The sequence below is a fragment of the Pseudomonas sp. EL_65y_Pfl2_R96 genome (assembly GCF_963970905.1).
GTDB lineage: Bacteria > Pseudomonadota > Gammaproteobacteria > Pseudomonadales > Pseudomonadaceae > Aquipseudomonas.
Genome location: NZ_CAXAQH010000017.1, coordinates 30,829 through 52,395 on the forward strand (window position 1 = coordinate 30,829; position 21,567 = coordinate 52,395).

At 58.7% G+C, this 21,567-nt stretch carries 20 protein-coding genes, 4 tRNA genes and 1 pseudogene; 19 read left to right on the forward strand and 6 right to left on the reverse strand.

Annotation, left to right across the window (positions count from 1 at the left end; all coding sequences use genetic code 11):
* Positions 1–18: 18 nt before the first annotated feature.
* Positions 19–1,023 (reverse strand): NADP-dependent oxidoreductase, encoded by a 1,005-nt coding sequence (locus AACY49_RS17740; RefSeq protein ID WP_339525403.1) that lies wholly within the window; start codon positions 1,021–1,023, stop codon positions 19–21.
* A 236-nt stretch (positions 1,024–1,259) separates the two neighbouring features.
* On the opposite strand from AACY49_RS17740, the gene AACY49_RS17745 reads away from it, so the two are divergent.
* From AACY49_RS17745 to AACY49_RS31900, 4 genes and pseudogenes are all read left to right on the forward strand, one after another.
* Positions 1,260–2,021: an SDR family oxidoreductase gene (locus tag AACY49_RS17745; protein ID WP_320393659.1), complete on the forward strand. Its 762-nt coding sequence runs from the start codon at positions 1,260–1,262 to the stop codon at positions 2,019–2,021.
* Between the two features lie 284 nt (positions 2,022–2,305).
* Positions 2,306–3,697: an aminotransferase-like domain-containing protein gene (locus AACY49_RS17750; protein ID WP_339525405.1), complete on the forward strand. Its 1,392-nt coding sequence runs from the start codon at positions 2,306–2,308 to the stop codon at positions 3,695–3,697.
* Between the two features lie 264 nt (positions 3,698–3,961).
* Positions 3,962–4,861, forward strand: a pseudogene (locus AACY49_RS31895) (HAMP domain-containing protein); the annotation flags it as partial.
* A gap of 204 nt (positions 4,862–5,065) precedes the next feature.
* Positions 5,066–5,770 (forward strand): methyl-accepting chemotaxis protein, encoded by a 705-nt coding sequence (locus AACY49_RS31900; RefSeq protein ID WP_408980620.1) that lies wholly within the window; start codon positions 5,066–5,068, stop codon positions 5,768–5,770.
* Between the two features lie 210 nt (positions 5,771–5,980).
* Here AACY49_RS31900 and AACY49_RS17760 read toward each other — a convergent pair whose 3' ends face one another.
* Positions 5,981–6,739 carry a hypothetical protein gene (locus AACY49_RS17760; protein ID WP_258699570.1) on the reverse strand — a complete coding sequence of 253 codons (759 nt, stop codon included), beginning with the start codon at positions 6,737–6,739 and terminating at the stop codon, positions 5,981–5,983.
* Between the two features lie 393 nt (positions 6,740–7,132).
* Between AACY49_RS17760 and AACY49_RS17765 the strand changes: the two genes are divergently transcribed.
* From AACY49_RS17765 to AACY49_RS17780, 4 genes are all read left to right on the forward strand, one after another.
* A tRNA-Glu gene (locus AACY49_RS17765) sits at positions 7,133–7,208 on the forward strand.
* Between the two features lie 2 nt (positions 7,209–7,210).
* Positions 7,211–7,286, forward strand: a tRNA-Gly gene (locus tag AACY49_RS17770).
* Positions 7,287–7,390: 104 nt separating this feature from the next.
* Positions 7,391–7,466: transfer RNA gene (locus tag AACY49_RS17775), tRNA-Glu, on the forward strand.
* Positions 7,467–7,469: 3 nt separating this feature from the next.
* A tRNA-Gly gene (locus AACY49_RS17780) sits at positions 7,470–7,545 on the forward strand.
* A 57-nt stretch (positions 7,546–7,602) separates the two neighbouring features.
* On the opposite strand, the gene AACY49_RS17785 is transcribed toward AACY49_RS17780, so the two are convergent.
* Complete coding sequence (locus tag AACY49_RS17785; RefSeq protein WP_258699571.1) at positions 7,603–8,469, reverse strand: AraC family transcriptional regulator; 867 nt, start codon at positions 8,467–8,469, stop codon at positions 7,603–7,605.
* Between the two features lie 409 nt (positions 8,470–8,878).
* Here AACY49_RS17785 and AACY49_RS17790 point away from each other — a divergent pair, with 409 nt between their 5' ends.
* From AACY49_RS17790 to AACY49_RS17840, 11 genes are all read left to right on the forward strand, one after another.
* The gene (locus AACY49_RS17790; protein ID WP_123723044.1) at positions 8,879–9,070 is read left to right on the forward strand and encodes a Flp family type IVb pilin; all 192 of its coding nucleotides are present in this window, start codon (positions 8,879–8,881) and stop codon (positions 9,068–9,070) included.
* 29 nt (positions 9,071–9,099) lie between these two features.
* A complete protein-coding gene (locus AACY49_RS17795) occupies positions 9,100–9,630 on the forward strand; it encodes an A24 family peptidase (protein ID WP_258699572.1) in 531 nt (176 codons plus the stop codon).
* Positions 9,631–9,632: 2 nt separating this feature from the next.
* A complete protein-coding gene (locus AACY49_RS17800; protein WP_339525413.1) occupies positions 9,633–10,967 on the forward strand; it encodes an AAA family ATPase in 1,335 nt (444 codons plus the stop codon).
* 15 nt (positions 10,968–10,982) lie between these two features.
* Positions 10,983–11,789: a Flp pilus assembly protein CpaB gene (cpaB, locus tag AACY49_RS17805; protein ID WP_258699574.1), complete on the forward strand. Its 807-nt coding sequence runs from the start codon at positions 10,983–10,985 to the stop codon at positions 11,787–11,789.
* A 75-nt stretch (positions 11,790–11,864) separates the two neighbouring features.
* Complete coding sequence (locus AACY49_RS17810) at positions 11,865–13,205, forward strand: Tad domain-containing protein (RefSeq protein ID WP_258699575.1); 1,341 nt, start codon at positions 11,865–11,867, stop codon at positions 13,203–13,205.
* Positions 13,206–13,213: 8 nt separating this feature from the next.
* On the forward strand, positions 13,214–13,693 hold the full coding sequence (locus AACY49_RS17815) for a TadE/TadG family type IV pilus assembly protein (RefSeq protein WP_339525417.1): 480 nt from the start codon (positions 13,214–13,216) through the stop codon (positions 13,691–13,693).
* The gene (locus AACY49_RS17820) at positions 13,693–14,187 is read left to right on the forward strand and encodes a TadE/TadG family type IV pilus assembly protein (RefSeq protein ID WP_339525419.1); all 495 of its coding nucleotides are present in this window, start codon (positions 13,693–13,695) and stop codon (positions 14,185–14,187) included. The genes AACY49_RS17815 and AACY49_RS17820 overlap by 1 nt, the downstream gene beginning before the upstream one ends.
* Positions 14,181–15,401 (forward strand): AAA family ATPase, encoded by a 1,221-nt coding sequence (locus tag AACY49_RS17825; RefSeq protein ID WP_339525421.1) that lies wholly within the window; start codon positions 14,181–14,183, stop codon positions 15,399–15,401. Before AACY49_RS17820 ends, AACY49_RS17825 begins: the two co-directional genes overlap by 7 nt.
* 3 nt (positions 15,402–15,404) lie before the next feature.
* On the forward strand, positions 15,405–16,847 hold the full coding sequence (locus AACY49_RS17830; protein WP_339525423.1) for a CpaF family protein: 1,443 nt from the start codon (positions 15,405–15,407) through the stop codon (positions 16,845–16,847).
* The gene (locus tag AACY49_RS17835; protein WP_339525424.1) at positions 16,844–17,830 is read left to right on the forward strand and encodes a type II secretion system F family protein; all 987 of its coding nucleotides are present in this window, start codon (positions 16,844–16,846) and stop codon (positions 17,828–17,830) included. The genes AACY49_RS17830 and AACY49_RS17835 overlap by 4 nt, the downstream gene beginning before the upstream one ends.
* 29 nt (positions 17,831–17,859) lie before the next feature.
* Positions 17,860–18,825: a type II secretion system F family protein gene (locus tag AACY49_RS17840; RefSeq protein ID WP_258699581.1), complete on the forward strand. Its 966-nt coding sequence runs from the start codon at positions 17,860–17,862 to the stop codon at positions 18,823–18,825.
* 196 nt (positions 18,826–19,021) lie between these two features.
* On the opposite strand, the gene AACY49_RS17845 is transcribed toward AACY49_RS17840, so the two are convergent.
* From AACY49_RS17845 to AACY49_RS17855, 3 genes are all read right to left on the reverse strand, one after another.
* Positions 19,022–19,294 carry a DUF3613 domain-containing protein gene (locus tag AACY49_RS17845; protein WP_339525426.1) on the reverse strand — a complete coding sequence of 91 codons (273 nt, stop codon included), beginning with the start codon at positions 19,292–19,294 and terminating at the stop codon, positions 19,022–19,024.
* Between the two features lie 18 nt (positions 19,295–19,312).
* The gene (locus AACY49_RS17850) at positions 19,313–20,029 is read right to left on the reverse strand and encodes a tetratricopeptide repeat protein (protein ID WP_339525428.1); all 717 of its coding nucleotides are present in this window, start codon (positions 20,027–20,029) and stop codon (positions 19,313–19,315) included.
* A 122-nt stretch (positions 20,030–20,151) separates the two neighbouring features.
* Complete coding sequence (locus AACY49_RS17855) at positions 20,152–21,381, reverse strand: type II and III secretion system protein family protein (RefSeq protein WP_339525429.1); 1,230 nt, start codon at positions 21,379–21,381, stop codon at positions 20,152–20,154.
* Positions 21,382–21,567: the final 186 nt, after the last annotated feature.

The following is a 21,567-nucleotide window of genomic DNA, read 5'->3' on the forward strand; positions in this document are numbered from 1 at the left end:
GTTTTTTCAGATATCGGGTTAAACCTTCAACACCAACTTCCCGAAATTTTCGCCGCTGAACAACTTCATCAGCGTCTCCGGGAAGGTTTCCAGCCCTTCGACGATGTCTTCCTTGCTCTTGAGCTGCCCCTTGGCCATCCAGCCGGCCATTTCCTGCCCGGCAGCGGCGAACTGCGCGGCGTAATCCATCACCACGAAACCTTCCATCCGCGCGCGGTTGACCAGCAACGCCAGGTAGTTGGCCGGGCCTTTGACCGCTTCCTTGTTGTTGTACTGGCTGATGGCGCCGCAAATCACTACCCGCGCCTTCAGGTTCAGACGGCTCAGCACGGCATCGAGAATATCGCCGCCGACGTTATCGAAATACACGTCGACGCCTTTCGGGCACTCACGCTTGAGGCCGGCGTGTACGTCTTCGTTTTTGTAGTCGATGGCACCGTCAAAACCCAGTTCATCGACCAGGAACTTGCACTTGTCCGCGCCGCCGGCAATGCCGATCACCCGGCAACCTTTGATCTTGGCAATCTGCCCGGCAATGCTGCCCACCGCGCCAGCCGCGCCCGACAGCACGACGGTGTCGCCGGCCTTTGGCGCACCGACATCGAGCAGGGCGAAGTAGGCAGTCATCCCGGTCATGCCGAGCGCGGATAAATAGCGCGGCAGCGGTGCCAGTTTCGGATCGACCTTGTAGAAACCTCGTGGCTCGCCGAGGAAGTAATCCTGCACACCCAAGGCACCGTTGACGTAGTCACCCACTGCAAAGCCCGGATTGTTCGAGGCGATGACTTTGCCGACACCCAATGCACGCATGACTTCGCCAATGCCGACTGGCGGGATGTAGGACTTGCCCTCGTTCATCCAGCCACGCATGGCCGGGTCCAGGGACAGGTATTCGTTCTTGACCAGGATCTGACCCGCCGCCGGTTCGCCGACCGGTACTTCTTGATAGGTGAATGTCTCACGGGTAGCCGCTCCCACGGGACGTTTGGCGAGCAGGAACTGGCGATTGGTCTGGGTAGTCATGACAGGCACTCAAGATGAATGAAGTCTTGTTGATAGACCTTCATGGGCGATGTCGCAAGGTTGGCTGACGCTGCGAATGCACATCGATCCAGTGCAGTGATAGTCAGGTCGCCCGTTCTATCACTGCGACTCATGGGGGCCCAACCGGCCTTTTGATAGTGCTGCCGTGCGACACGCCCCTGTGACTAGACTGGGCACACGCGATCCCCCGCATTCTTGCCTTCGAGGACATAACAATGAGCATGACGTTTTCCGGCCAGGTCGCCGTTGTGACGGGCGCGGCCAATGGTATTGGCCGCGCGACCGCTTTGGCGTTTGCCGCCGAAGGTTTGAACGTGGTGGTGGCCGATCTGGACGCAGCCGGAGGTGAAGGCACTGTGGCGCTGATTCGCACCGCTGGCGGTGAAGCGACCTTCGTGCGCTGCAACGTCACTGTGGAAAGCGATGTAAAAAATCTGATGGACGAGGTGGTGAATACCTACGGCCGTCTCGATTATGCCTTCAACAATGCCGGCATCGAAATTGAGAAAGGCAAACTGGCCGAGGGTACGGTCGATGAGTTCGACGCGATCATGGGTGTCAACGTCAAAGGCGTCTGGTTGTGCATGAAGTATCAGTTGCCGTTGCTGCTGGCCCAGGGCGGTGGCGCGATCGTCAACACCGCTTCGGTCGCCGGCCTGGGGGCTGCGCCCAAGATGAGCATCTACGCCGCCTCGAAACACGCGGTGATCGGCCTGACCAAGTCGGCGGCCATTGAATACGCCAAGAAAAAGATTCGTGTGAATGCGGTGTGCCCGGCGGTGATCGACACCGACATGTTCCGTCGTGCCTATGAGGCGGACCCGAAGAAAGGCGAATTCGCCAATGCCATGCACCCGGTCGGGCGCATCGGCAAGGTCGAAGAAATTGCCAGCGCGGTGCTGTACCTGTGCAGCGACGGCGCGGCGTTCACCACCGGTCATTCGCTGGCGGTGGATGGGGGTGTTACCGCGTTTTAATGTTTTAGGTCGCGATGCCGGGACCCTGCCTCTTCAGGCATATCTACCTTTGTGGCGAGCGAGCTTGCTCGTGCTGGGCTGCGCAGCAGCCCCAAAGTTCTATGAGTGCTGCGCACTCAAGCGCGAGCAAGCTCCCTCGCCACAGGGGCATCGGTTCCCTGAAGACGCCGGGCAATGTGTTTCAAATGGTTAGAACCGACGGTTTTGGCGGTTTTGTCGCACATCCCCTCGAGCACTCCTGTGATTAACTGTTTCCCGCAAAACAGACAGGAGTTTGCTTGCTCATGGAGTTGAGAATCGATCGACAGGCATTGGTGCCGGTCGTGCAGCAAATCGTCGACGCGTTGGCCGACTGGCTCCGTTGTGACGAGGTGCCGCCGGGGACGCGTTTGCCGTCCGTTCGGCAAATCGCGCGGATCAATCTGCTTAGCCAATCCAGTGTCGTCGAGGCTTGCGAACGGCTGGTGGCGCAAGGGGTGCTGGCGACGCGCAATGGGGCGGGTTTCTTTGTCGCGACAACGGCGCTGGCTGATCAGGGGCAACGGGATTTTCCCTGGTTCGAGGGGGCTGAGGAGAATCAGAGCGGCCACGTGGGCGAACTGAAGCTGGGCTGCGGCGGCTTACCCGAAAGCTGGCGCGAAACTGACGACCTGAGCTATGCCATGCGCCAGGTCAGCCGCACCGACATGGCCGGACTGTTCAACTACAGCACGCCACTGGGCCTGCTTGCCCTGCGTCAGCAGATCCTCAAACGGTTGAAACAGCTGAATATCGCGGTGGACGAAAGTCGAATCCTGACCACGGCGGGAGCCACTCATGGGCTCGACCTGATCGTGCGCACTTTGTTTAACCCAGGCGATTGTGTGGTGGTAGAGAGCCCCGGTTATTCGATGCTGTTCGATCTGCTCAGGCTGCACGGGGTCAGCATGATCGAGGTGCCACGAACGCCTCACGGACCCGACACCGAAGCACTCCAGACACTGTTGTTGAAGTACAAACCCCGTGGCTTGTTCATCAACAGCTTTTATCACAACCCCACCGGCAGCTGTTTGACCTTGGGCGTGGCTCAGCAGGTTCTGCAACTGGCCAGAAAACATGGCGTGCTGGTGATCGAAGACGATGTCTATGCCGATTTGCACAGCGGCCCCGGTACGCGTCTCGCGGCATTGGACATCGATGACAACGTGATCTATGTCGGCAGCTACTCCAAAACCCTCAGCAGTTCGTTGCGGGTCGGCTTTGTCGTGGCGGGTGCCGATGTCATATCGCGTCTGGCCAAGGTCAAGATGATCAGCAGCATGGGCGCTTCACGGTTTTGCGAATCGGTGCTGGCGCGTCTGTTGGCCAGCGGCGCCTATCGCAAACTGGTGCAGCGCCAGCGCCAGCGTTTGAGTACCGACAGAGAGGCGGCCTTGCAAGTGCTCGAGGACGCGGGCTGGGAGGTCTTCGGCAAACCTGTGGGTGGCCTGTTCATCTGGGCGCGATCGCGCAAGTCCGATCACACTCAGGTGCGGACACAGGCGCGGCGTTTCGGTGTCCTGCTGTCTTGCCCGACGGCATTCAGCCCCACCGGTGAAACCCATGACTGGCAGCGCATCAACGTTGCCTATGCTTGTGATCCTCGCGCCCGGGCATTTTTTCAGGCCACCGCTCGGGATCGACCTCAAACATTCTGAAAACGACGCGGGCGTAGCTTTTTGCCATTATTCCGACGCCAGAGACTTGTGTTGGCACAAGCCCATTGCGAATCTGCATCAACAGACAATGGCAGGGGACTAAGTGCAATGATTTCGGCCGTGCAAGGACGTTTTACCAACCTCGGTATGGCGAAAAAACTGGGTGTCGGGTTTGTACTGGTGCTGCTGTTGACCGCCCTGGTGGCGGCCATTGGCGTATGGTCCCTGCAAACCATCAGTCATCGCTTCGACGGGCTCAAGCAGATGTCGTCGCTCAACAGCGGTTTGCTCAAGGTGCGCTTGCTGGAGCAGGACTACGCCTTGCGCGGTGACCCGAAAACCGCGGATGCCCTGCACGCGGGGGTGGACGCGCTGATCGCTCTGGCGACCGAGCTCCAGGCTCAGTCCTCCGCCAACGTGCCGGTCATGAATGACGTCGAACAGTCTCTGGGAGCCTATCGCAAGGCTTTTGACGAGTTCGTCTCGCTGAGCCAGGCCAAGGACCTGGCGCTGGAAATGGCCAGTTGGTCGGTGTCCAGCGTGGCCAATAATCTGGATGTGCTGCAGGCCGGGCTTGCCGACGATGGCGCCTATGCCTTGAAGGAGTCCGAGGGCAAGGACGGCGGGCAATTCATCGAACAGGCGAATCAGGTCAGCCAGGTCTCGCGGCTGATGTTGCAGGCCATGAACGAAGCGCGGGTACGCCTGGACCAGAGCCGCAAGGGCGACGACAGCGCCGGGCAGGGCAAGATCGAGCAGGCCGACCAGGCGTTGACCCAGGCCGAGCAGCTGAAAACCACGGTCAAGGATGAGGGTTACCAGACGGTCCTCAATGAAGTGTCCGGGCACATTGCCAGTTTCAGTGAAAAACTCGCCGAGTACACCGGCCTGTTGGCGCAGGAAAAGACCGTCTCCGAACAACTCCACCAGCGCGCCGCCCATGTGGTGGAGCGGGTGGATCAGGCCTACGTTGCCGAAGACCGGTCGATGCAGGCAGAGCTGAAAAAGAACTCGCTGTTGATCATTGGCTCTTCGGCACTGGCCTTGCTGGTCGGGCTGATTGCCGCGTGGGTGATTACCCGGTTGATCGTCGCACCGCTGCGCAGTGTGATCCGGGTCGCTCAGCAGATCGCCGCGGGCGATTTGAGCGCGACGATTGAAGTGACCCGTCGGGACGAGATCGGCCAGTTGATGCAAGCCATGCAGCAAATGGGCGCGGGCCTGAGCAGCATCGTCAGTGGTTTGCAGGCGGGTATCGAACAGCTGGCAAGCTCTGCTCAATCGCTGTCGGCGGTCACCGAGCAGACCAACCTTGAAGTCAGCAGCCAGAAGGAAGAAACCGAGCAGGTCGCCACCGCGATGAACCAGATGACGGCCACGGTGCATGACGTTGCACGCAACGCGGAGGAGGCCGCCCAGGCGGCGCAGACCGCCGACGGCAAGGTGGAAAGCGGTCAGCAGGTGGTGCGTCAGAGCATGGCGCGGATCGAACAGCTGGCGGATTCGGCGACGTCGGCCAGCTCCAGCATCGAAAGCCTCAGTGCGGAAATCCAGAACATCGGCACGGTGCTCAGCGTGATCAAAAGCGTGGCCGAGCAGACCAACCTGTTGGCGCTCAATGCGGCCATCGAGGCGGCGCGGGCCGGTGAGCAGGGCAGGGGCTTTGCGGTGGTGGCGGATGAGGTCAGGGCACTGGCCAAGCGAACTCAGCAATCGACAGAGGAAATCGAACGGCTGGTCAGCGCCTTGCGCTCGGCGGCGCAGTCGTCGGTGCAGCAGATTCAGAGCAGTGGCGAGTTGGTGAAGATGGCGGTGAGCGATGCGTTGCAGACCGAGAGTGCGTTGGGGAGCATTGCGGCGGCGGTGTCGTTGATTCAGCAGATGAACCAGCAGATTGCGGCGGCGGCCGAGGAGCAGAGTTCGGTGGCCGAGGAGATCAATCGCAGTGTCACCAGTATTCGGGCCAGCGCGGATCAGTCTTCGTTGGCGATGCAGGGGAATGCGGCTTCCAGTAATGAGCTGGCGCAGTTGGGGGTTGAGTTGAAGGGGATGGTGGGGCATTTCAGGCTGTAGAAACTGCCGAAGGCTGTGATCTTATTGATCCTGGCGGCTGGATGTACTCGCCCGTCCATCAATCCCAACGCAAAAAAAAGCCACCTGATCCGGTTGATGCCAGTCAGTTAAACGCAATCCATGTGGGAGCGAGCAAGCCCGCTCCCACAGGTTTCGTTCCTTAACTGACAGACATAAACCTGACCCGGCGGCTTTTCAGCATTTGCATGATCAGTCGTAGATCACTTTCTTCTTCCAGTCGGCATCAGCTTCAACGTCTTTGAGGCCTTCAGTCAGTTGGTTCACCTCGCCTTCAACCGGCGCGATCTTGTCCATGACCTGGGCGTTGGCGCGGGCCAGGAGTTTTTCCAGGTATTCGAGTTGTTCGCTGTAAACCTGAGGCTCCGGTTGTTTGCGCAGGTATTGCGCGCCGCGTTCGAAGGCCAGGCGGGCCTGGCCTGGCTGATTCTGTTGCAGGGCATGCTGGCCGAGGTTGTTGAAGAATTCGATGTGCAGCAGGACCAGGATGTGGCGCACTTCGCGGATCCAGCGCTTGGCTTCGTTGGGCGGCAGGAAACCGTCCTGTGCGGCGCGGGTGATCTGGCCATGCAGGGCTTCGAGCAGGAAGCGCACGTCTTTGGCTTTGGCTTCGGTCTGGATCGGTGCCGGCGGGTTGTTGACCGGGATCGATTCGCCCTGGGCGGCCAAGGTACTCAGTTCGGCAATCCGTGCCTTTAGCGTGGCGCTGGACTTTTCCAGGTTGAACAGGCGCTGGCAGACGTTCAGTTCCAGGCGGGTCAATAGCAGCTTGAGCGCGGGTGTCATGAACTGACCGGGGAAGGTCTCGGTGATTTCGCCGCAGCGACGCAAGCGGTCGTTGAGTTCAACCTTGGTGCGGGCCTTTTCCAGCTTGTTGTTTTCCACCACATGGTTCATGTAGCCAATGGCGATCAATAGTGCGATCCCGGCTACGACTAGCAGGGTGATCATGAGTGGTGTCACCGGTAAGACCTCTTTATAGGGTTCGCGTGCGAGTCGAGTGTAGTGGCTTGGCATTTGGGCGCATAGGGCCGCTCGACGAGTGAAACGGCTACAGCTCTGCTTATATCGGCCGCAATGCCGCATCTATAAGTAAATAGCGTGCGATGTGCACATTGCCATCATCTCGGCATGGACTATAGCGTCTCGGCGGATGCCAGAATATAGGCGCCAAAGGTCAGGCGACGGAAAAGCCTGAATCTCTGCCGAAAGCAGGGCGAAGTCATTGATTTAAATAAATTTATATCTGGGGGTTGACGACCCCTCAATCCATCCATAGAATGCGCGCCACTTACAGCGTAAAGCACACAGCGAAACGCGGTAGGGAGTGAATGTTGTACGTGTGTCCCCTTCGTCTAGTGGCCTAGGACACCGCCCTTTCACGGCGGTAACAGGGGTTCGAGTCCCCTAGGGGACGCCAATGCGGGAATAGCTCAGTTGGTAGAGCACGACCTTGCCAAGGTCGGGGTCGCGAGTTCGAGTCTCGTTTCCCGCTCCAATTTTAAACAGCGTTGCTTTCGGGCAAAGCTGAGTGAAACCAGAACCAAATCTTCGGATGCGGATCTGGGCACCGAAACACACACCATGTGTTCCGGGCAGCGTGTCCCCTTCGTCTAGTGGCCTAGGACACCGCCCTTTCACGGCGGTAACAGGGGTTCGAGTCCCCTAGGGGACGCCATTTGCGGGAATAGCTCAGTTGGTAGAGCACGACCTTGCCAAGGTCGGGGTCGCGAGTTCGAGTCTCGTTTCCCGCTCCAAATTCAAAAAACGCCGCTCATTTGAGCGGCGTTTTTTTATGCGCGTAAAAAACTGCCTCAATTCCCAAGGCTCTGCACCAGGCTCTCGAGCACGTCAGCGGTTGTATCCTCCATCGCCGGTTGCGCGGCTACCGCTCTGAGTTGGCAGGTCAAACGGTATTCGCTGGGCGTGCAGTTGACGAACTGTTTGAAGGCGCGAGCGAAGTAGGAAGGATCCTTGAAACCGGCCTCATAGCCGATACTGGTAATCGGCATTTGGCTGTTGTCGAGCAGTTGCTTGGCGAAGTTCATGCGCTTGTCCAGGATGTAATCGGTGAAACCAACGCCATTGGCTTCCTTGAACAGGCGGCTGAAGCGAAAGGTCGTCATGCCGCAGCGCTTGGCCAAATCCCTCTGATCGATGCTGTCCCGAAAGTGCTGATCGATGTACAGCATGATATTGCTCAGCGCCTGGTGTTTTTGGTGCCCCGAGGTCAGGCGGATGCTGTCCGGCAGGGTCGGAGAGTGATCGATCAGCGATGTCTGGCCTTGGCCGTTGATGTTTCGGCGCAACTCGCACAGCTGCACCACTGCCGTCAGGTAACGCTTTCTCTCAGTGCCTGAGAGCGGAAGCACCATGTATTCCCAGACACTGGAACGCATGGCCCAGACCGCCAATTCTTCGGAGTGCTGCACGGTGAACATGGTGATCGGGATGGTGGGAGTGGTGCGTTTGATCTCCAGCAACAACCTCAAGCCCGCTGTGTCGGGGCGATCGAAGTGGATGCAGATCATGTCTGCCTGTTCCCCGTGGGGCAACACGGAGTTTTTCGTCAATTTGCAGTCGCAGGTACCCTCGAACTGCGCGATGAGTTCCTTCGTGGAACGATCGTGAGTCAGATCGAACCACAGTAGCGATGGCCTTCTGGTCAAATTGGACGTCATGTCTCTACTCTGCGGTTCTTCGTGCCCCTCTTCGCTGAGTAGTATTGCTAAGGTGCTATCACTTTGCAGACTAAATACTGATAAGAAAGTCGAAAGTTAGTTCTATTTGCTCTATGTGTTGCCTGAAGTCGGTCTAGGACAACTGTTTGTTGACGTGGTTTGGCACATGCGGCGTCAACCGCTCGTCGCTTGTGAATCAATAGCAATCTCCTTTGCCTGCCACCCCTCGTTTTACCCCTCTTTATATCTCTTCAAAGGCCAATGACCCGTATTTGGCACCCCCGCAAAAAAGTCCTAGTGATGTGCAAAATCTTCCTAACGCCTATGCCTTGCCCCTGACTAGTGTTGCATCCAGGCAGAGCAGAACGCACTGCCTCCGAAAAAACAACATTCGAGTGAGGTGGGCAAAATGATCATGCAAACAATCAAGGCTTCGGTAGTGAAGTTCGCCAAAGACGAAGACGGCCTGACCATTGTGGAGTACGCGGTGGCAGGTGGGTTGATCACGGTAGCTGTTGTCGGGGCGTTCACGCTTCTCGGCGGGGTTGTGGATACCAGAATCAGGGCTATTTGTAACGCCATTGTTCCTGGTTCTTGCTAATAACAACAACTCTGTTAGGGAGATACGCAATGTCCATGGAACAGCTGGTTGCGACCGTTGTGCTGATAGGACTGCTGGGCGTGGCGGTGGTGAGCGACTTGCGTCGCCACCGCATTCCCAACCTGCTGATCCTGGTAGGTCTGGCCTTGGGATTGGCCGGCCAGACTTATTCAGGTGGGATCAACGGGATGGGGGATGGCCTGATGGGCCTCCTGATCGGTTTTGCGCTGTTCATGCCTATGTATGCCCTGGGTGGCATGGCGGCAGGCGACGTCAAGCTGATGGCCATGGTTGGCAGTTTCCTACCCCCCCATTACGCCTTGTGGGCTGTGTTCTTCAGTCTGCTATGGGGAGGCTTGTGCGGTTTCCTGATCGTGCTGATGCGCGGTCAATTATTGCAGACCCTGGGACGTTATCGGTTGATGCTTCGGGCGCGGTCCTATATGGCCCCGAGCTCGGACGAGGTGGCCGGTAAGCCCTTTCCTTATACGGTTGCGATCCTGCTCGGGACGTTGAACAGCGTCTACTGGCAACTCGTTGCCGGTGGATTTGGAGGTTAGTCATGCACGTCATCGTCGATAGTGATGCCTACCCCAGTGATCGAGAAGCGGTGCAACGACTGGCTCCTCAGCCGTGCAGTATTCGCGAAACTGGTCTGTCAGACAGTTTTCTCGGTGAGTTGGTGTGCAAGCATTTGTATGACGCCGGCGTGCTGGACATGCCGCGGCTGGTGGAGCGCCTGGCACTGACCGGCGCTGTACTTGAAGAAGTCCTGGCGTTCTTGCGCAAGGATGGTCGTGTCGAAGTGCTGGGCCAGATGGGGCCGCAAACGACGAGTGGGCAGATGTTGCGTTATGGCCTGACCGAGCGCGGTCGCAGTGCCGCCCGAGATGCCTTGTCGCGCAGTGGCTACATCGGCGCGGCACCCTTCCCGGTGAGTTCTTACCGTTCCTTGATCAAAATCCAGACCATTCACCATGGTCGCATCAACTCCAACGATATGCACAACGCCCTTGCTGGCGTGGTACTTGCCGAAGGGATGCTCGATCAGTTGGGCGTGGCGCTGAACTCCGGACGGGCAATCATGATTTATGGCCCTGCGGGTACCGGCAAGACGTATGTCAGCAGTCGGCTGATTCGTCTGTTCGCCGAGGCCATCTGGGTACCTCATGCCATCGTCATCAACGAATCGGTGATCGAGATCTACGATCCGCAGGTACATCAGCGGCTCGATGAAAGCAGTCAACAGAACAACCTGATGCTCAACGAAGGGATCGACCGTCGACTGCTGTGCTGCAAACGCCCGATCGTTATTACGGGTGGCGAGCTGAGCATGGAACAGCTGGACGTTCGCTATGACCCCTTCACCCGTCAGTACCAGGCCGCCTTGCAGCTCAAGGCCAGCAATGGCCTGTTCATCATCGACGACATGGGACGCCAGCGCATGGCACCCGCCGAGCTGTTGAACCGCTGGATCGTACCGATGGAAGAGAAGCGCGACTTCCTTAATCTGGGCGGTGGTCGGCATTGCGAGCTGCCGTTCGATCTGATTCTGGTGTTCTCCACCAACCTCAACCCCCTGGAACTGGCCGATGAGGCCTTCCTCCGCCGGATTGGCTACAAGCTGCAGTTCGGTTACCTGAAGCCTGAGGAGTACGAAAAGATCTGGCGTCAGGAAAGCGAGCGCCAGGGCATTCCTTTTGACCCGCTGCTACTGCGTTATGTGCTGCAAAGGCTTTATGCAAGTGAAGGCATGCCCCTGGTGCCTTGCCATCCCCGCGATCTCCTGAACATGGCGCTCGATCGCCAGCGTTATATGGGTGGTTCCGGACCACTGTCACCGCAAGAGTTGGAATGGGCCTGGCACAACTACTTCGTCCAGCTCGACTTTCTTTGATACGGAGATACTGACATGAGCTCTCGTACTCTTACCCTGGTAGGCGTTTCCCTGGTCATGGGCCTTGGTGCTGCATGGATGGCCGACTCCTGGCTGAGCGCCCGGCTCAATGCCAGCCCGGATGATCACCTTCGAAGCGTGGTAGTCGCCACGGTCGAGATTCCATTCGGGCAGATGGTCGAGGCTCAACAAGTCACGACTATGCGCATGCCCATAGACACGATACCGGACGATGCTTTCGACTCCAGCGAGAAGGCAGTGGGCAAGATCGCAACGTTCGACATCCTGAAGGGCGACATCATGCGCGGCGCGCGTCTGAGTGAGCATTTGGGGGGCAGTACCCTGGCTTCTTTGATTGCGACAGACAAACGTGCCATATCGGTACGCGTGGACGATGTAGTCGGCGTGGGCGGGTTCCTGTTACCGGGTAACCGGGTCGATGTACTGGCAACCAAACGCACAGATGGCACAGGCAACAACGCCGTGTCCAAGACCATCCTCGAGAACTTGCGGGTGTTGGCAGTGGACCAGACCGCAGGTACCGACAAGACCCAGCCGGTGGTGGTGCGCGCAGTGACGCTGGAGATGACGACCGCAGAGGCTGAAACCCTGGTCACGGCGCAAACGGAAGGGAAATTGCAACTGACCCTGCGCAATCCGCTGAACGCCGAGAAAAAAATCGCGCCCGTTGCGCCTGCCGCACCGGTCATGGCGTTGGCTGCTGCCCCAGCGCCAAAACGCGTGGTGCGCCGCGGCAATGGCGAGGTTGGTGGGGTTGTCACCATTATCCGCGGGACCCAAACCAGTGTAGTCAAACGTTGACACGACGGTAAGGGTGCCTGGGCACCAAGATATTGGCGGAGCCGATCCGGATCAGTATCGGCAAATGAGGGCTTGATGATGAATCTTCGTATTCGGCAGCCGTTCACTGCGACGCCAAGGCGCCAGGAAGGATCGGTGAGCGTGTTGATGGTAATCGCGTTGGCGGCGATTTTAGTGATGGCGGGTTTGGCGCTCGACGTGAGTCACATGTTGTTGAACAAGACCCGCCTGCAAAACGCTGTAGACGCCGCCGCTCTGAGTGGTGCCAAAACCCTGCTTCAGGTGGAAGGTGGTGTCAACATTGCCAGCGTAACACGCACTGCCGCACTCAATACGCTGACGCAAAATGCCAATGCCACGGGTAATAGCGAATTGGCCACGGCTATCGGTGGCAACGCAGGCACATTTGCGGTGGTGGAACTGGCAAGCAGCGTCTATGGCCCGTTCGCCTATCCTGGGCCGGCGAATGCCAAATACGTTCGGGTATCGGTACCAACCTATAGCCTGACGGGATTTTTCTGGAACTTCGTTCAGACCTTCGGCACTAGCGGCCTGGGGAACAAAGCGGTGTCGGCGATCGCCACCGCAGGCCCGAGCCCTACCAGCCCCTGTGATCTTGCACCTTTAATGGTCTGCGGCGACCCGACTAAATACGACCCGGCCGCCGGCATGTTCTGGGGTTTTCAGTTTGGTGATTTGCAGGTATTGAAGACGGCTGCCGGCAATTCCTCTCCCATTGGCCCTGGCAACTTCCAGTTGCTCGATTTTGGCTCGGGCGGCAGTACGGTCAGGGATGACCTGGCCGGAGGCGGCTCGGTCTGCCGCAATGTGGGAGACAACGTGCAGACCGCCCCTGGCAACAAGGTCGGCCCTACCTCTCAAGGCCTGAATACGCGCTTCGGCATCTACAACGGCCCGGTCAGTGCCTCGGACTATCCGCCAGACCTGGTGACCACGTCCAGCACCCCCGCGATCACTTACGACGCCTCAGTTACCCCGCCAACGAAGTACAAGGGGCAGCCCGTCACATCGAGCAACGGCAATCTCACCGCGGGCAGCAACGCGATACTTGACTACAACGACTGGCGTGCGAGCACTGCCGCGTGTGTGGCAGGCGGCAGTGGTTGCCAGAGCGGTGGGGTGTTCGAGCGCCGGATGCTGAAAATCGTGGTGGGCAACTGCACCGGTAAACAGGGCGGTACCACCTCGGTCCCCGTCCTGGGTTTTGGTTGCTATTTCGTGGTGCAACCAATGAGTAATGGCGGCACGGAAGCGCAGATCTTCGGCCAGTTCGTGAAAGAGTGCGAAGGCGACAACGTGCCCGGTCCTAATCCGACGAGCGATGTCGGCCCGCAGATCATTCAGCTCTACAAAACCTATCTCAACGGCAGCGGCACTCCGAGCACTGACTCATAGGAGGCGTCATGAGACTTCACACGTTTAAACATCCGCGGCGCCAGCAAGGCCTGGCCATGGTGGAGTTCACCCTCGCCCTGCCGGTGTTGCTGTTGCTGTTGCTGGCCTTCGGTGAGTTCGGCCGCATGCTCTATCAGTACAACGTCCTGCTACAGGCCAGTCGTGATGCCGACCGTTTCGTCGCCAGCCAGGCCTGGGACTCGACGCTCGGCGCCATCTCCCTGAGCAATACGCTGCAGACCCAGACGAAAAACGTTGCGGTCTACGGTGTGCCCAGCCAGAGCGGAGCTGCGGTGTTGTCAGGACTGACGGCCAACAACGTGGTCGTTGCCGCCGTAGGCACCGACCATGTGCGGGTCACCATCACTTATACGTTCTGCCCAGTGATTGGCGGTGGAAATTGCGCCGGATCGCTCCCCGGCTTTTTCGGTAATCCGATCGCGCTGAGCATTCCGCTGGTCGCCACTACTGTTATGAGGGCACTGTGATGAATCGCAAACGCATGCGCGGCACCTATGTGGTGGAGTTCGCCATCATTGGCGTACTGATGTTCACGCTGTTGTTCGGCGCGTTGGAAGTGGGTCGCCTGTACTTCACGATCAATGCGCTGGATGAAGCCGTGCGCCGTGGTGCGCGCCTGGCGTCTGTATGCAATATCAGCGATCCGGTGGTGTTGCGGCGTGCGATCTTCAATGCCGCGACCGACGCCGGTACGAGCCAGATCATCAGCAATCTGGCCACCACCAACTTGACGTTGACCTATCTGGACGTAAACGGTGCTCAGGTGGCCAACCCCTCCGACACGAGTGGGGTCAACGGCTTTCGTGCCATCCGCTACGTCCGGTTGAGTCTGCAAAACTTCGTTTTCAATCTGTTTATTCCCGGGATTGGCGTGCCCATTACCCTGCCCACATTCAGGGCAACCTTGCCACGCGAAAGCCTCGGGCGTCATTCCGATTCCGGGGAGATCACACCATGCTGAATATGAAGGAAACGCCGGTGTCCAGTTCGACTGGCAAAGCCGGGCTCCGGTTGCTGATCAGCAGCCGTGATGCCACCTCTTTGCGCGATCTGCAGAGCGTCTGCCAACGCATGCCTTGCCTGGAGGTGAGCACTCGCCTGGTGAGTAACGGGCATGTCGACCCGCTCTACGGTCTGGACCGCATGCCCGATCTGTTGCTGTTACGCGTCAGCCACCTGTGGCGTGAGGAGTTGGCGGCGCTGTTGCTGCACCCAGCCCATGAGCGTCCGCCGATGTTGGTCTGCGGCCTGCTGAGCGATCAGGAAGGCATGAGAATGGCGATGCAGGCCGGCGCCCGTGACGTATTGCCCGAACCCATTGCCGAGACAGAACTGGTCGCCGCCTTGAATCGGCTGGTCATGGAGGTTCGGATCGGCAGCGGAGCAGAAGGCAAATTGATCGCCGTGATGAGCGCCAAGGGCGGCTCCGGCGGAACCCTGGTGGCCTGCAACCTGGCCCAGCAGCTCAGTGCCAAGGGCGGCAGTACCCTGTTGCTGGACATGGACCTGCAATTTGGCAGCGTGACGCATTATCTGGATGTGGCGCAGTCGCACAGCCATCTGGAGGTGTTGCACCAGATCGACGGCATGGACAGTGTCGCGCTACGCGGTTTTTGCAGTCACTTCAGCCCCACCTTGCATGTGCTGGGTGGTCGGGCCGGTGAGCTGTGTCTGCCGCAGGATGCCCAACCCGAACAACTTGACGCCCTGTTGAAGTTGGCCCGCGCCAGTTATGACTGGGTGGTGATCGACCTGCCGCGGCAAATCGACCACCTCACCGGCTCCGTGCTGGAACAGGTGGATCGGGTGTACGTGGTGGTGCAACAGAGCGTCAGCCATCTGCGCGATGCCAGCGCCCTGGTGCGGATTCTTCGCGATGACCTGGGCGTGCGCGGGGATCAATTGCAGATTGTGGTCAACCGCTATGACAAGGCGGGAGCGATCAGCCTCAAAGATATCGGTGAGGCACTGCGTTGCACCAATCTGTCGAAATTACCCAACGACTTCAACCTGGTCAGCCAGAGTCAGAACACTGGCGTGCCGTTGGGGCTGCATGCGCCGAGGGCAGCGATCACTGCCGCACTGCGCGACATGACCGAGGACCTGGTCGGTCAACAGGTGGCCGGGAACAAAGGCTTACTCAAACGCGCCTTCAACCGTTTTTTCGGGGGATGACCCATGATCAGCGACTTTCGTAACCGCTTGCGCAAACAGTCCGGTAAACCCGCCTCATCGTCGACTGCCCAGTTGGGCGACGACCTGCTGGACCCGGCAGAGGAAATAATGGCGTGGGAACGTGCGGTACCGGACGTTCTTTACGAAACCAGAAGCCAGGTCACCCCGGTGGAGGCCGAATGGCGGGAAAAGATCTACCAGCAGTTGCTCAAGGTCATGGACCTGTCCTTGCTGGACTCCCTTGAACAGGCCGAGGCCGCGCGGCAGATTCGCGATATTTGCCAGCGCCTGCTCGATGAGCATTCGGCGCCGGTGAGTACTACCAGCCGCCAGTTGATCATCAAGCAGATCACTGACGAAGTACTTGGCTTGGGTCCCCTGGAACCGTTGCTGGCCGATCACAGCGTGTCCGACATTCTGGTCAACGGCCATGCCTCGGTTTATGTCGAGCGCTTCGGCAAGCTGCAACGTACCGATGTGCGCTTTCGCGATGATCAGCATTTGCTCAACATCATCGACCGCATCGTGTCCAGCCTGGGTCGGCGTATCGACGAGTCCTCACCATTGGTGGACGCGCGGCTCAAGGACGGTTCGCGGGTCAACGCGATTATCCCGCCGCTGGCCATCGACGGCCCGAGCATGTCGATTCGCCGCTTTGCGGTGGACCTGCTCAATACCGACAGCCTGATCCAGGTGGGGACGTTAACCCCGGCCATTGCCCTGCTGCTCAAGGCGATTGTCCGGGGGCGCTTGAACGTGCTGATTTCCGGCGGTACCGGCAGCGGCAAGACCACCATGCTCAATGTGCTGTCCAGTTTCATTCCGCAAAACGAGCGGATCGTCACCATCGAAGACTCGGCCGAACTGCAACTGCAGCAACCTCATGTAGTACGTCTGGAAACCCGGCCTTCGAATATCGAGGGGCGTGGCGAGGTGAGTCAGCGGGAGTTGGTGCGCAACAGCCTGCGGATGCGCCCGGACCGCATTGTGATCGGCGAAGTGCGCGGCGCCGAGGCGCTGGACATGCTGACCGCCATGAACACCGGCCACGATGGCTCGTTGACCACCATCCACGCCAACACCGCACGCGATGCGTTGGGGCGAATCGAGAACATGGTGTCGATGACCGGGGCAACCTTCCCGATCAAGGCCATGCGGCAGCAGATCGCTTCGGCCATTGATGTGGTGATCCAGCTGGAACGTCAGGAGGACGGCAAGCGCCGGCTGGTCAGCGTGCAGGAAATCAACGGCATGGAAGGCGAGATCATCACCATGACCGAAATTTTCTCCTTTGCGCGCCAAGGTATGGGCGAAAACGGCGAGGTGCTCGGTGATTATCGTCCCAGCGGCATGATCCCGGCCTTCCGCGATGTACTGGCCAAACGCGGCATCGAATTGCCGCTTAATATGTTCAGGCCTGAATGGATGGAGGCACGGCAGCCATGAACCACATTCCCAGTGAATTCATTCTGATGTTCCTCGGCATGGTGTTCATTGCCGTATTCCTCCTGTCCCAGGGCGTGGTGGTGCCGGTGTTCGGCGAGGCCGGCAAGATGCGCAAGCGCATTCGCGGCCGCTTGCATGTGCTGGAGAAAGCCAACAATTTGCCCAACATGCAGACGGTGTTGCGGCAGAAATACCTGACGCGCTTGTCGCCATTGGAGGCCATGCTCGAGCAGTTGCCCTTTATGGCGAACCTGACACAGATGATCGAGCAGGCTGGCCATGAATATCGTGCCTATCGGGTGATAGTGCTCGGGCTGTTCCTGGGTGCCTGTGCGGGCATCTCGATCTGGATGATTTCGTCGGTCTGGTGGATGGCGCTGCTGGTGGGCTTCGTAGTGTTCTGGGTACCCCTGCTGAAAATTTCTCGTGACCGTGGCAAACGTTTCGCCGAGTTTGAGGAAGGCCTGCCGGATGCACTGGATGCCATGTGCCGTGCCCTGCGCGCCGGGCACCCGTTCAATGAAACCCTGCGCCTGGTCGCCGAGGAACACAAAGGGCCAGTTGCCCATGAGTTCGGCCTGACCTTTGCCGATATCAACTATGGCAACGATGTGCGTCGGGCCATGCTCGGCCTGCTGGAGAGGATGCCGAGCATGACGGTGATGATGCTGGTGACCTCGATCCTTATTCATCGCGAGACCGGCGGTAATCTGACCGAAGTGCTGGAGCGTCTGAGTCGCCTGATCCGCGGGCGCTTTCGCTTCCAGCGCAAGGTCAAGACCCTGTCGGCCGAAGGGCGGATGTCGGCCTGGATACTGGTGGCCATTCCCTTCGTGCTGGCGGCAGTGATCGTGTTCACCAGCCCTAACTATTTGCCGCTGCTGCTCAATGACCCGATCGGCCATAAGCTTATATTCGGGGCTTTTGGTTCCATGTTGATCGGGATTTTCTGGATTCGCAAAATCATCCGGATACAGGTTTAAGCCTTATTCACCATGTGGAGGTGCAGGTCATGGACTATTTGCTGGGGTTGTTCAATCGAGTGACAGGCAATGAGGAGATGGCGCGCCTGTTGTTTGTCGGTGCGATGAGTCTGAGTGCAGTGCTCGCGATCGTTACCGTGGTGCTACTGCTGTTGGGGCTGCAGGACCCCGTACAGCGTCGTCTGGCGCTGATCAAACGCGGTCATTCAGGGAGTACAGCCGGGCAGGACGTACCGGGTAATCTGCAATTATTGCTGGAACGGGTCGGCCAACGCTTTGGCTCGACTGATGGGGCTCAAACGTCTGCCACCCAAACCCTGTTGACGCACGCTGGTTATCGCTCACAATCGGCTGTTCAAATGTACTGGGCGGTGCGTTTGCTGCTGCCATTGATATTGGTAGGCCTTGCGCTATTGGTGTTGCCGATAATCCCCAAACTTTCTCTGATTACGGGGTTGTTGCTAGTGTTAGCGGCTGCTGCTGTCGGTTGGCTGGCACCCGCGCTGTATGTTGGAAAACGCAAGCAGGCTAGACAGGGCAGACTGCGTGCGGCCTTTCCGGATGCCCTGGACCTGATGGTGGTCTGCGTGGAGTCGGGCCTGGCCTTGCCCCTTACGATCGAGCGGGTGGCTGAAGAGATGTCGGTCAGTCAGGTTGAACTGGCTGAAGAGCTGGCCCTGGTCAATGCGCAAATCCGTGCGGGTATTTCCAGTACCGAAGCGCTCAAACAACTGGCTGTGCGCACCGGTCTGGATGACGTCCAAGGGTTAGTCAGTCTGTTGGCGCAGAGCATCCGCTTTGGTACCAGCGTGGCCGATACTCTGCGCATCTATGCCGATGAGTTCCGTGACCGGCGTACGCAGGCCGCCGAAGAGGCGGGGGCGAAAATTGGTACCAAACTTATATTCCCGCTGATTTTCTGTCTGTGGCCGAGCTTCTTTTTGATAGCCATAGGCCCCGCCATGATCGGAGTACTCAAGACGTTCGGGAAGTGAGCAGGCATGATTTGCTATTGAACGGGATGGCTGTACTGCATCAGTACGAGGTGGAGCAGGCGAGCGGAGGGTCATTTACTCCCATCGCCTGCTTCACCTCGTACTGATTTGTATTTTTCTGCACGCATGATTAAGCCTGGCTTATTAGCCAGGCCACTCTGGACTACGCCAGAGGCTGATCACCCATTGACGTATCTTAGTTGCTGCTGCTGGTGGCGTCGCCGCCTACATCCTGATCAAAAAACTCTGGAATCGGGTGTAGGAAGCTGTTCAGCCAACGCTGCATGGCCAGGTCACGTTCGGTGGCCGAAGCGGTTTGCAGTATAGGGGAGGCAACCACACCACGAATCTGTAGCTGCATCCACTGTTCGGTGCCTTTTTGCGGCGCCGAGGAGGGACCCGGCTCAATAGCCCAGGCACTGGTGGACAGGCAAGCCATGCACACAATCAACAGCCTTTTGGTATTCATCTCGACTCCTCGTACGTTCTACTTGATCGCAGCGCCGGCTGAGGCATCGACGACTGCCTCAGTCTTGCGATTCCCCTCCGAAGCCACCGCTTTTTTGGCAGAGGCCTTGAGTTTTTCCGCGCGGTTTTGAGCCTCTGCGACTTGTTGGGGGCTCAAGCTGGCGCGGTTCGCGAGTTCGGCAGCCGCCTTCCAGTTATCCTGATAGATCAGCAGCGTCACCATATTGAGTGCTGCCAGTGAATCCGCCTGCTTGAGCTCCATGGCCGTCATGAACTCGAAGCGTGCCTCAGGGATCCGTCGCTGATTGAGGTAGACGACCCCCAGGTCATTGCGCATCTTGTCGTCGGTGGGGGACATCTTCACCGCTCGCTCAAGGTGAGTGGCCGCGGTGGCGTTATCATTTTTGGCCGCAGCCAACTGGCCCAGGCCATGTTCCCCTTCAGCGGCCAGACAGGTGCCGAGCAAGCTTTGATACAACGGCCCCGCATCGTTACGCCCCATCAAACGCAGCACCCGAGCCTTGCGCAGGCGAACCTGGACCAGGTCATCGGGCAACCCTTCCAGATTCGCCAGGCTGGCATACAAACGGCCCTCGTTGGCCATGTTGTCGGCCAGGTTCAGGGCCAATTCTTGCTCCGAAGCGGGCTTGGCACAGCTAACCGGTCGCGAAGACAGGCCATTGGTGGCACAACCTGCGAGCATTAATGTTGTTGCTATTGCAATGACTGCTTTCATCGAGTGTCCTCTGGCTACAACACCTTGAACGCCTGGCCAATGGCAATAAAGCTGGCCCGGCAAGCGCTCAAGGTCACCGTTAAGAGTGAGGGCGAAAGCCCGGTTCAGAGTCTGGCTCCGGCTCATTGCGAGAGCCCGGTGCGACTGTCGAAATCGCCATTTTCGAGGAAGAACATACGGTAGAAGTTCGGGTCGTAATTACGCAGCTGCTCGCCAGGCAATGACGGTAGTTGTGCGTTGGCAGCCAAGGGCTGGACCAGATGCGGGGTGACGATCATCAGCAGTTCGCGCTCTTCACGGTTGATGGAGTTATCACGGAAGAACGCGCCCAGAATCGGGATATCGCCCAGCCCTGGAAACTTGTTCACCTGGGAATTGTTGCGGGTGCTGATCAGGCCGCTGATGACGAAGCTTTCGCCGTCGGCCAGGGAGATGCTGGTGTCGGTACGGCGTATGGTCAGCGCCGGGACTATGGTGCCGGCGATGCTCACCGCGTTGGTGAAGTCCAGTTCACTGACTTCCGGCGCCACCTTCAGCGCGATACGGTTTTTCCCGACGATGGTCGGCGTCAGGGTCAGGCGGATACCGAATTCCTTGTACTCGATGGACACGTTATCGCTGCCTGAACTGGGCACCGGAATCGGTACTTCACCGCCGGCCAGGAAGCTCGCACTCTGCCCGCTGAGCGCCACCAGGCTTGGCCGCGCCAGGGTATAGGCGAAACCGCTGCCTTCCAGCGCGTTGATCGCCACCAGGGTATTGCCCGTCGCAAAATTGAGGTTGAACGTGCCGTTGTCCACCGGTACCGACGGCGTGACAATGCCGCCGATGGTGGGCAAGGTTCTCGGCGAGCCGAACAGGAAGTTGCCGCGAGTGCCGAAAATAGACGCTGAGGCTTCCTTGAGTTTGGTCCGGCTGACTTCAACGAAGCGGATATCGGTCTGCACCTGGCTTGGCAGCAGCGGGTCTTCGGAAGGCCCCGTCGACACGCTGGTCAGCGCCGCAGTGGCCCGGCCCTTGACGAACACCATGCTTTGGCGCGGCGTTTTCGAACAGGCGGTCCAGACCATCAGGCTGGTGGCTCCCGGTGTCAGACCGGTGAGTATGAAGGCGTTGGTGTTGTTGCCGCTGGGTTGCACGTCGGCAATTTTCGGGTCGCCCACCGCCAGCTGCGTCACTGGAACAGGGGTGCGCAGTTCATTCTGAAGCCCCTGACCGACCTCGAACGTTGTCGGCAAACTGTCCATTTGCGAACAATTTGCCGGCGCGGCCTGAGCCGCATCCACGCTGAGGCCTATCCAGAACAGGCCATGGATAACTCGCTTGAAAGCGGGCACGGTACGATAGCTCATTAAGTGCATCCTCGCTGAATAGGCCATCTTTGAGGCTAACTGAGTTGCCTCGGATCACTACACGGGGCCTGGATCGGCCCTCTACCCCGCCAGAGCAATGGATTCATGGCCCCGGCAACATTCTTTGGTGCTACGCACAAGCGGGTCCAATACGCTGGCCTGACTGCACAGCGAGCGACCTTCGCT

What these genes read in the sequence shown, in the direction of transcription:
- AACY49_RS17810 (WP_258699575.1), top strand. Translation starts at nt 11,865, where the DNA reads ATGATGAATCTTCGTATTCGGCAGCCGTTCACTGCGACGCCAAGGCGC.
- AACY49_RS17840 (WP_258699581.1), top strand. Translation starts at nt 17,860, where the DNA reads ATGGACTATTTGCTGGGGTTGTTCAATCGAGTGACAGGCAATGAGGAG.
- AACY49_RS17850 (WP_339525428.1), bottom strand. Translation starts at nt 20,029, where the DNA reads ATGAAAGCAGTCATTGCAATAGCAACAACATTAATGCTCGCAGGTTGT.
- AACY49_RS17825 (WP_339525421.1), top strand. Translation starts at nt 14,181, where the DNA reads ATGCTGAATATGAAGGAAACGCCGGTGTCCAGTTCGACTGGCAAAGCC.
- AACY49_RS17745 (WP_320393659.1), top strand. Translation starts at nt 1,260, where the DNA reads ATGAGCATGACGTTTTCCGGCCAGGTCGCCGTTGTGACGGGCGCGGCC.
- AACY49_RS17815 (WP_339525417.1), top strand. Translation starts at nt 13,214, where the DNA reads ATGAGACTTCACACGTTTAAACATCCGCGGCGCCAGCAAGGCCTGGCC.
- AACY49_RS17820 (WP_339525419.1), top strand. Translation starts at nt 13,693, where the DNA reads ATGAATCGCAAACGCATGCGCGGCACCTATGTGGTGGAGTTCGCCATC.
- AACY49_RS17830 (WP_339525423.1), top strand. Translation starts at nt 15,405, where the DNA reads ATGATCAGCGACTTTCGTAACCGCTTGCGCAAACAGTCCGGTAAACCC.
- AACY49_RS17795 (WP_258699572.1), top strand. Translation starts at nt 9,100, where the DNA reads ATGTCCATGGAACAGCTGGTTGCGACCGTTGTGCTGATAGGACTGCTG.
- AACY49_RS17790 (WP_123723044.1), top strand. Translation starts at nt 8,879, where the DNA reads ATGATCATGCAAACAATCAAGGCTTCGGTAGTGAAGTTCGCCAAAGAC.
- AACY49_RS17785 (WP_258699571.1), bottom strand. Translation starts at nt 8,469, where the DNA reads ATGACGTCCAATTTGACCAGAAGGCCATCGCTACTGTGGTTCGATCTG.
- cpaB (WP_258699574.1), top strand. Translation starts at nt 10,983, where the DNA reads ATGAGCTCTCGTACTCTTACCCTGGTAGGCGTTTCCCTGGTCATGGGC.
- AACY49_RS17845 (WP_339525426.1), bottom strand. Translation starts at nt 19,294, where the DNA reads ATGAATACCAAAAGGCTGTTGATTGTGTGCATGGCTTGCCTGTCCACC.
- AACY49_RS17760 (WP_258699570.1), bottom strand. Translation starts at nt 6,739, where the DNA reads ATGATCACCCTGCTAGTCGTAGCCGGGATCGCACTATTGATCGCCATT.
- AACY49_RS17750 (WP_339525405.1), top strand. Translation starts at nt 2,306, where the DNA reads ATGGAGTTGAGAATCGATCGACAGGCATTGGTGCCGGTCGTGCAGCAA.
- AACY49_RS17800 (WP_339525413.1), top strand. Translation starts at nt 9,633, where the DNA reads ATGCACGTCATCGTCGATAGTGATGCCTACCCCAGTGATCGAGAAGCG.
- AACY49_RS31900 (WP_408980620.1), top strand. Translation starts at nt 5,066, where the DNA reads ATGACGGCCACGGTGCATGACGTTGCACGCAACGCGGAGGAGGCCGCC.
- AACY49_RS17835 (WP_339525424.1), top strand. Translation starts at nt 16,844, where the DNA reads ATGAACCACATTCCCAGTGAATTCATTCTGATGTTCCTCGGCATGGTG.
- AACY49_RS17740 (WP_339525403.1), bottom strand. Translation starts at nt 1,023, where the DNA reads ATGACTACCCAGACCAATCGCCAGTTCCTGCTCGCCAAACGTCCCGTG.
- AACY49_RS17855 (WP_339525429.1), bottom strand. Translation starts at nt 21,381, where the DNA reads ATGAGCTATCGTACCGTGCCCGCTTTCAAGCGAGTTATCCATGGCCTG.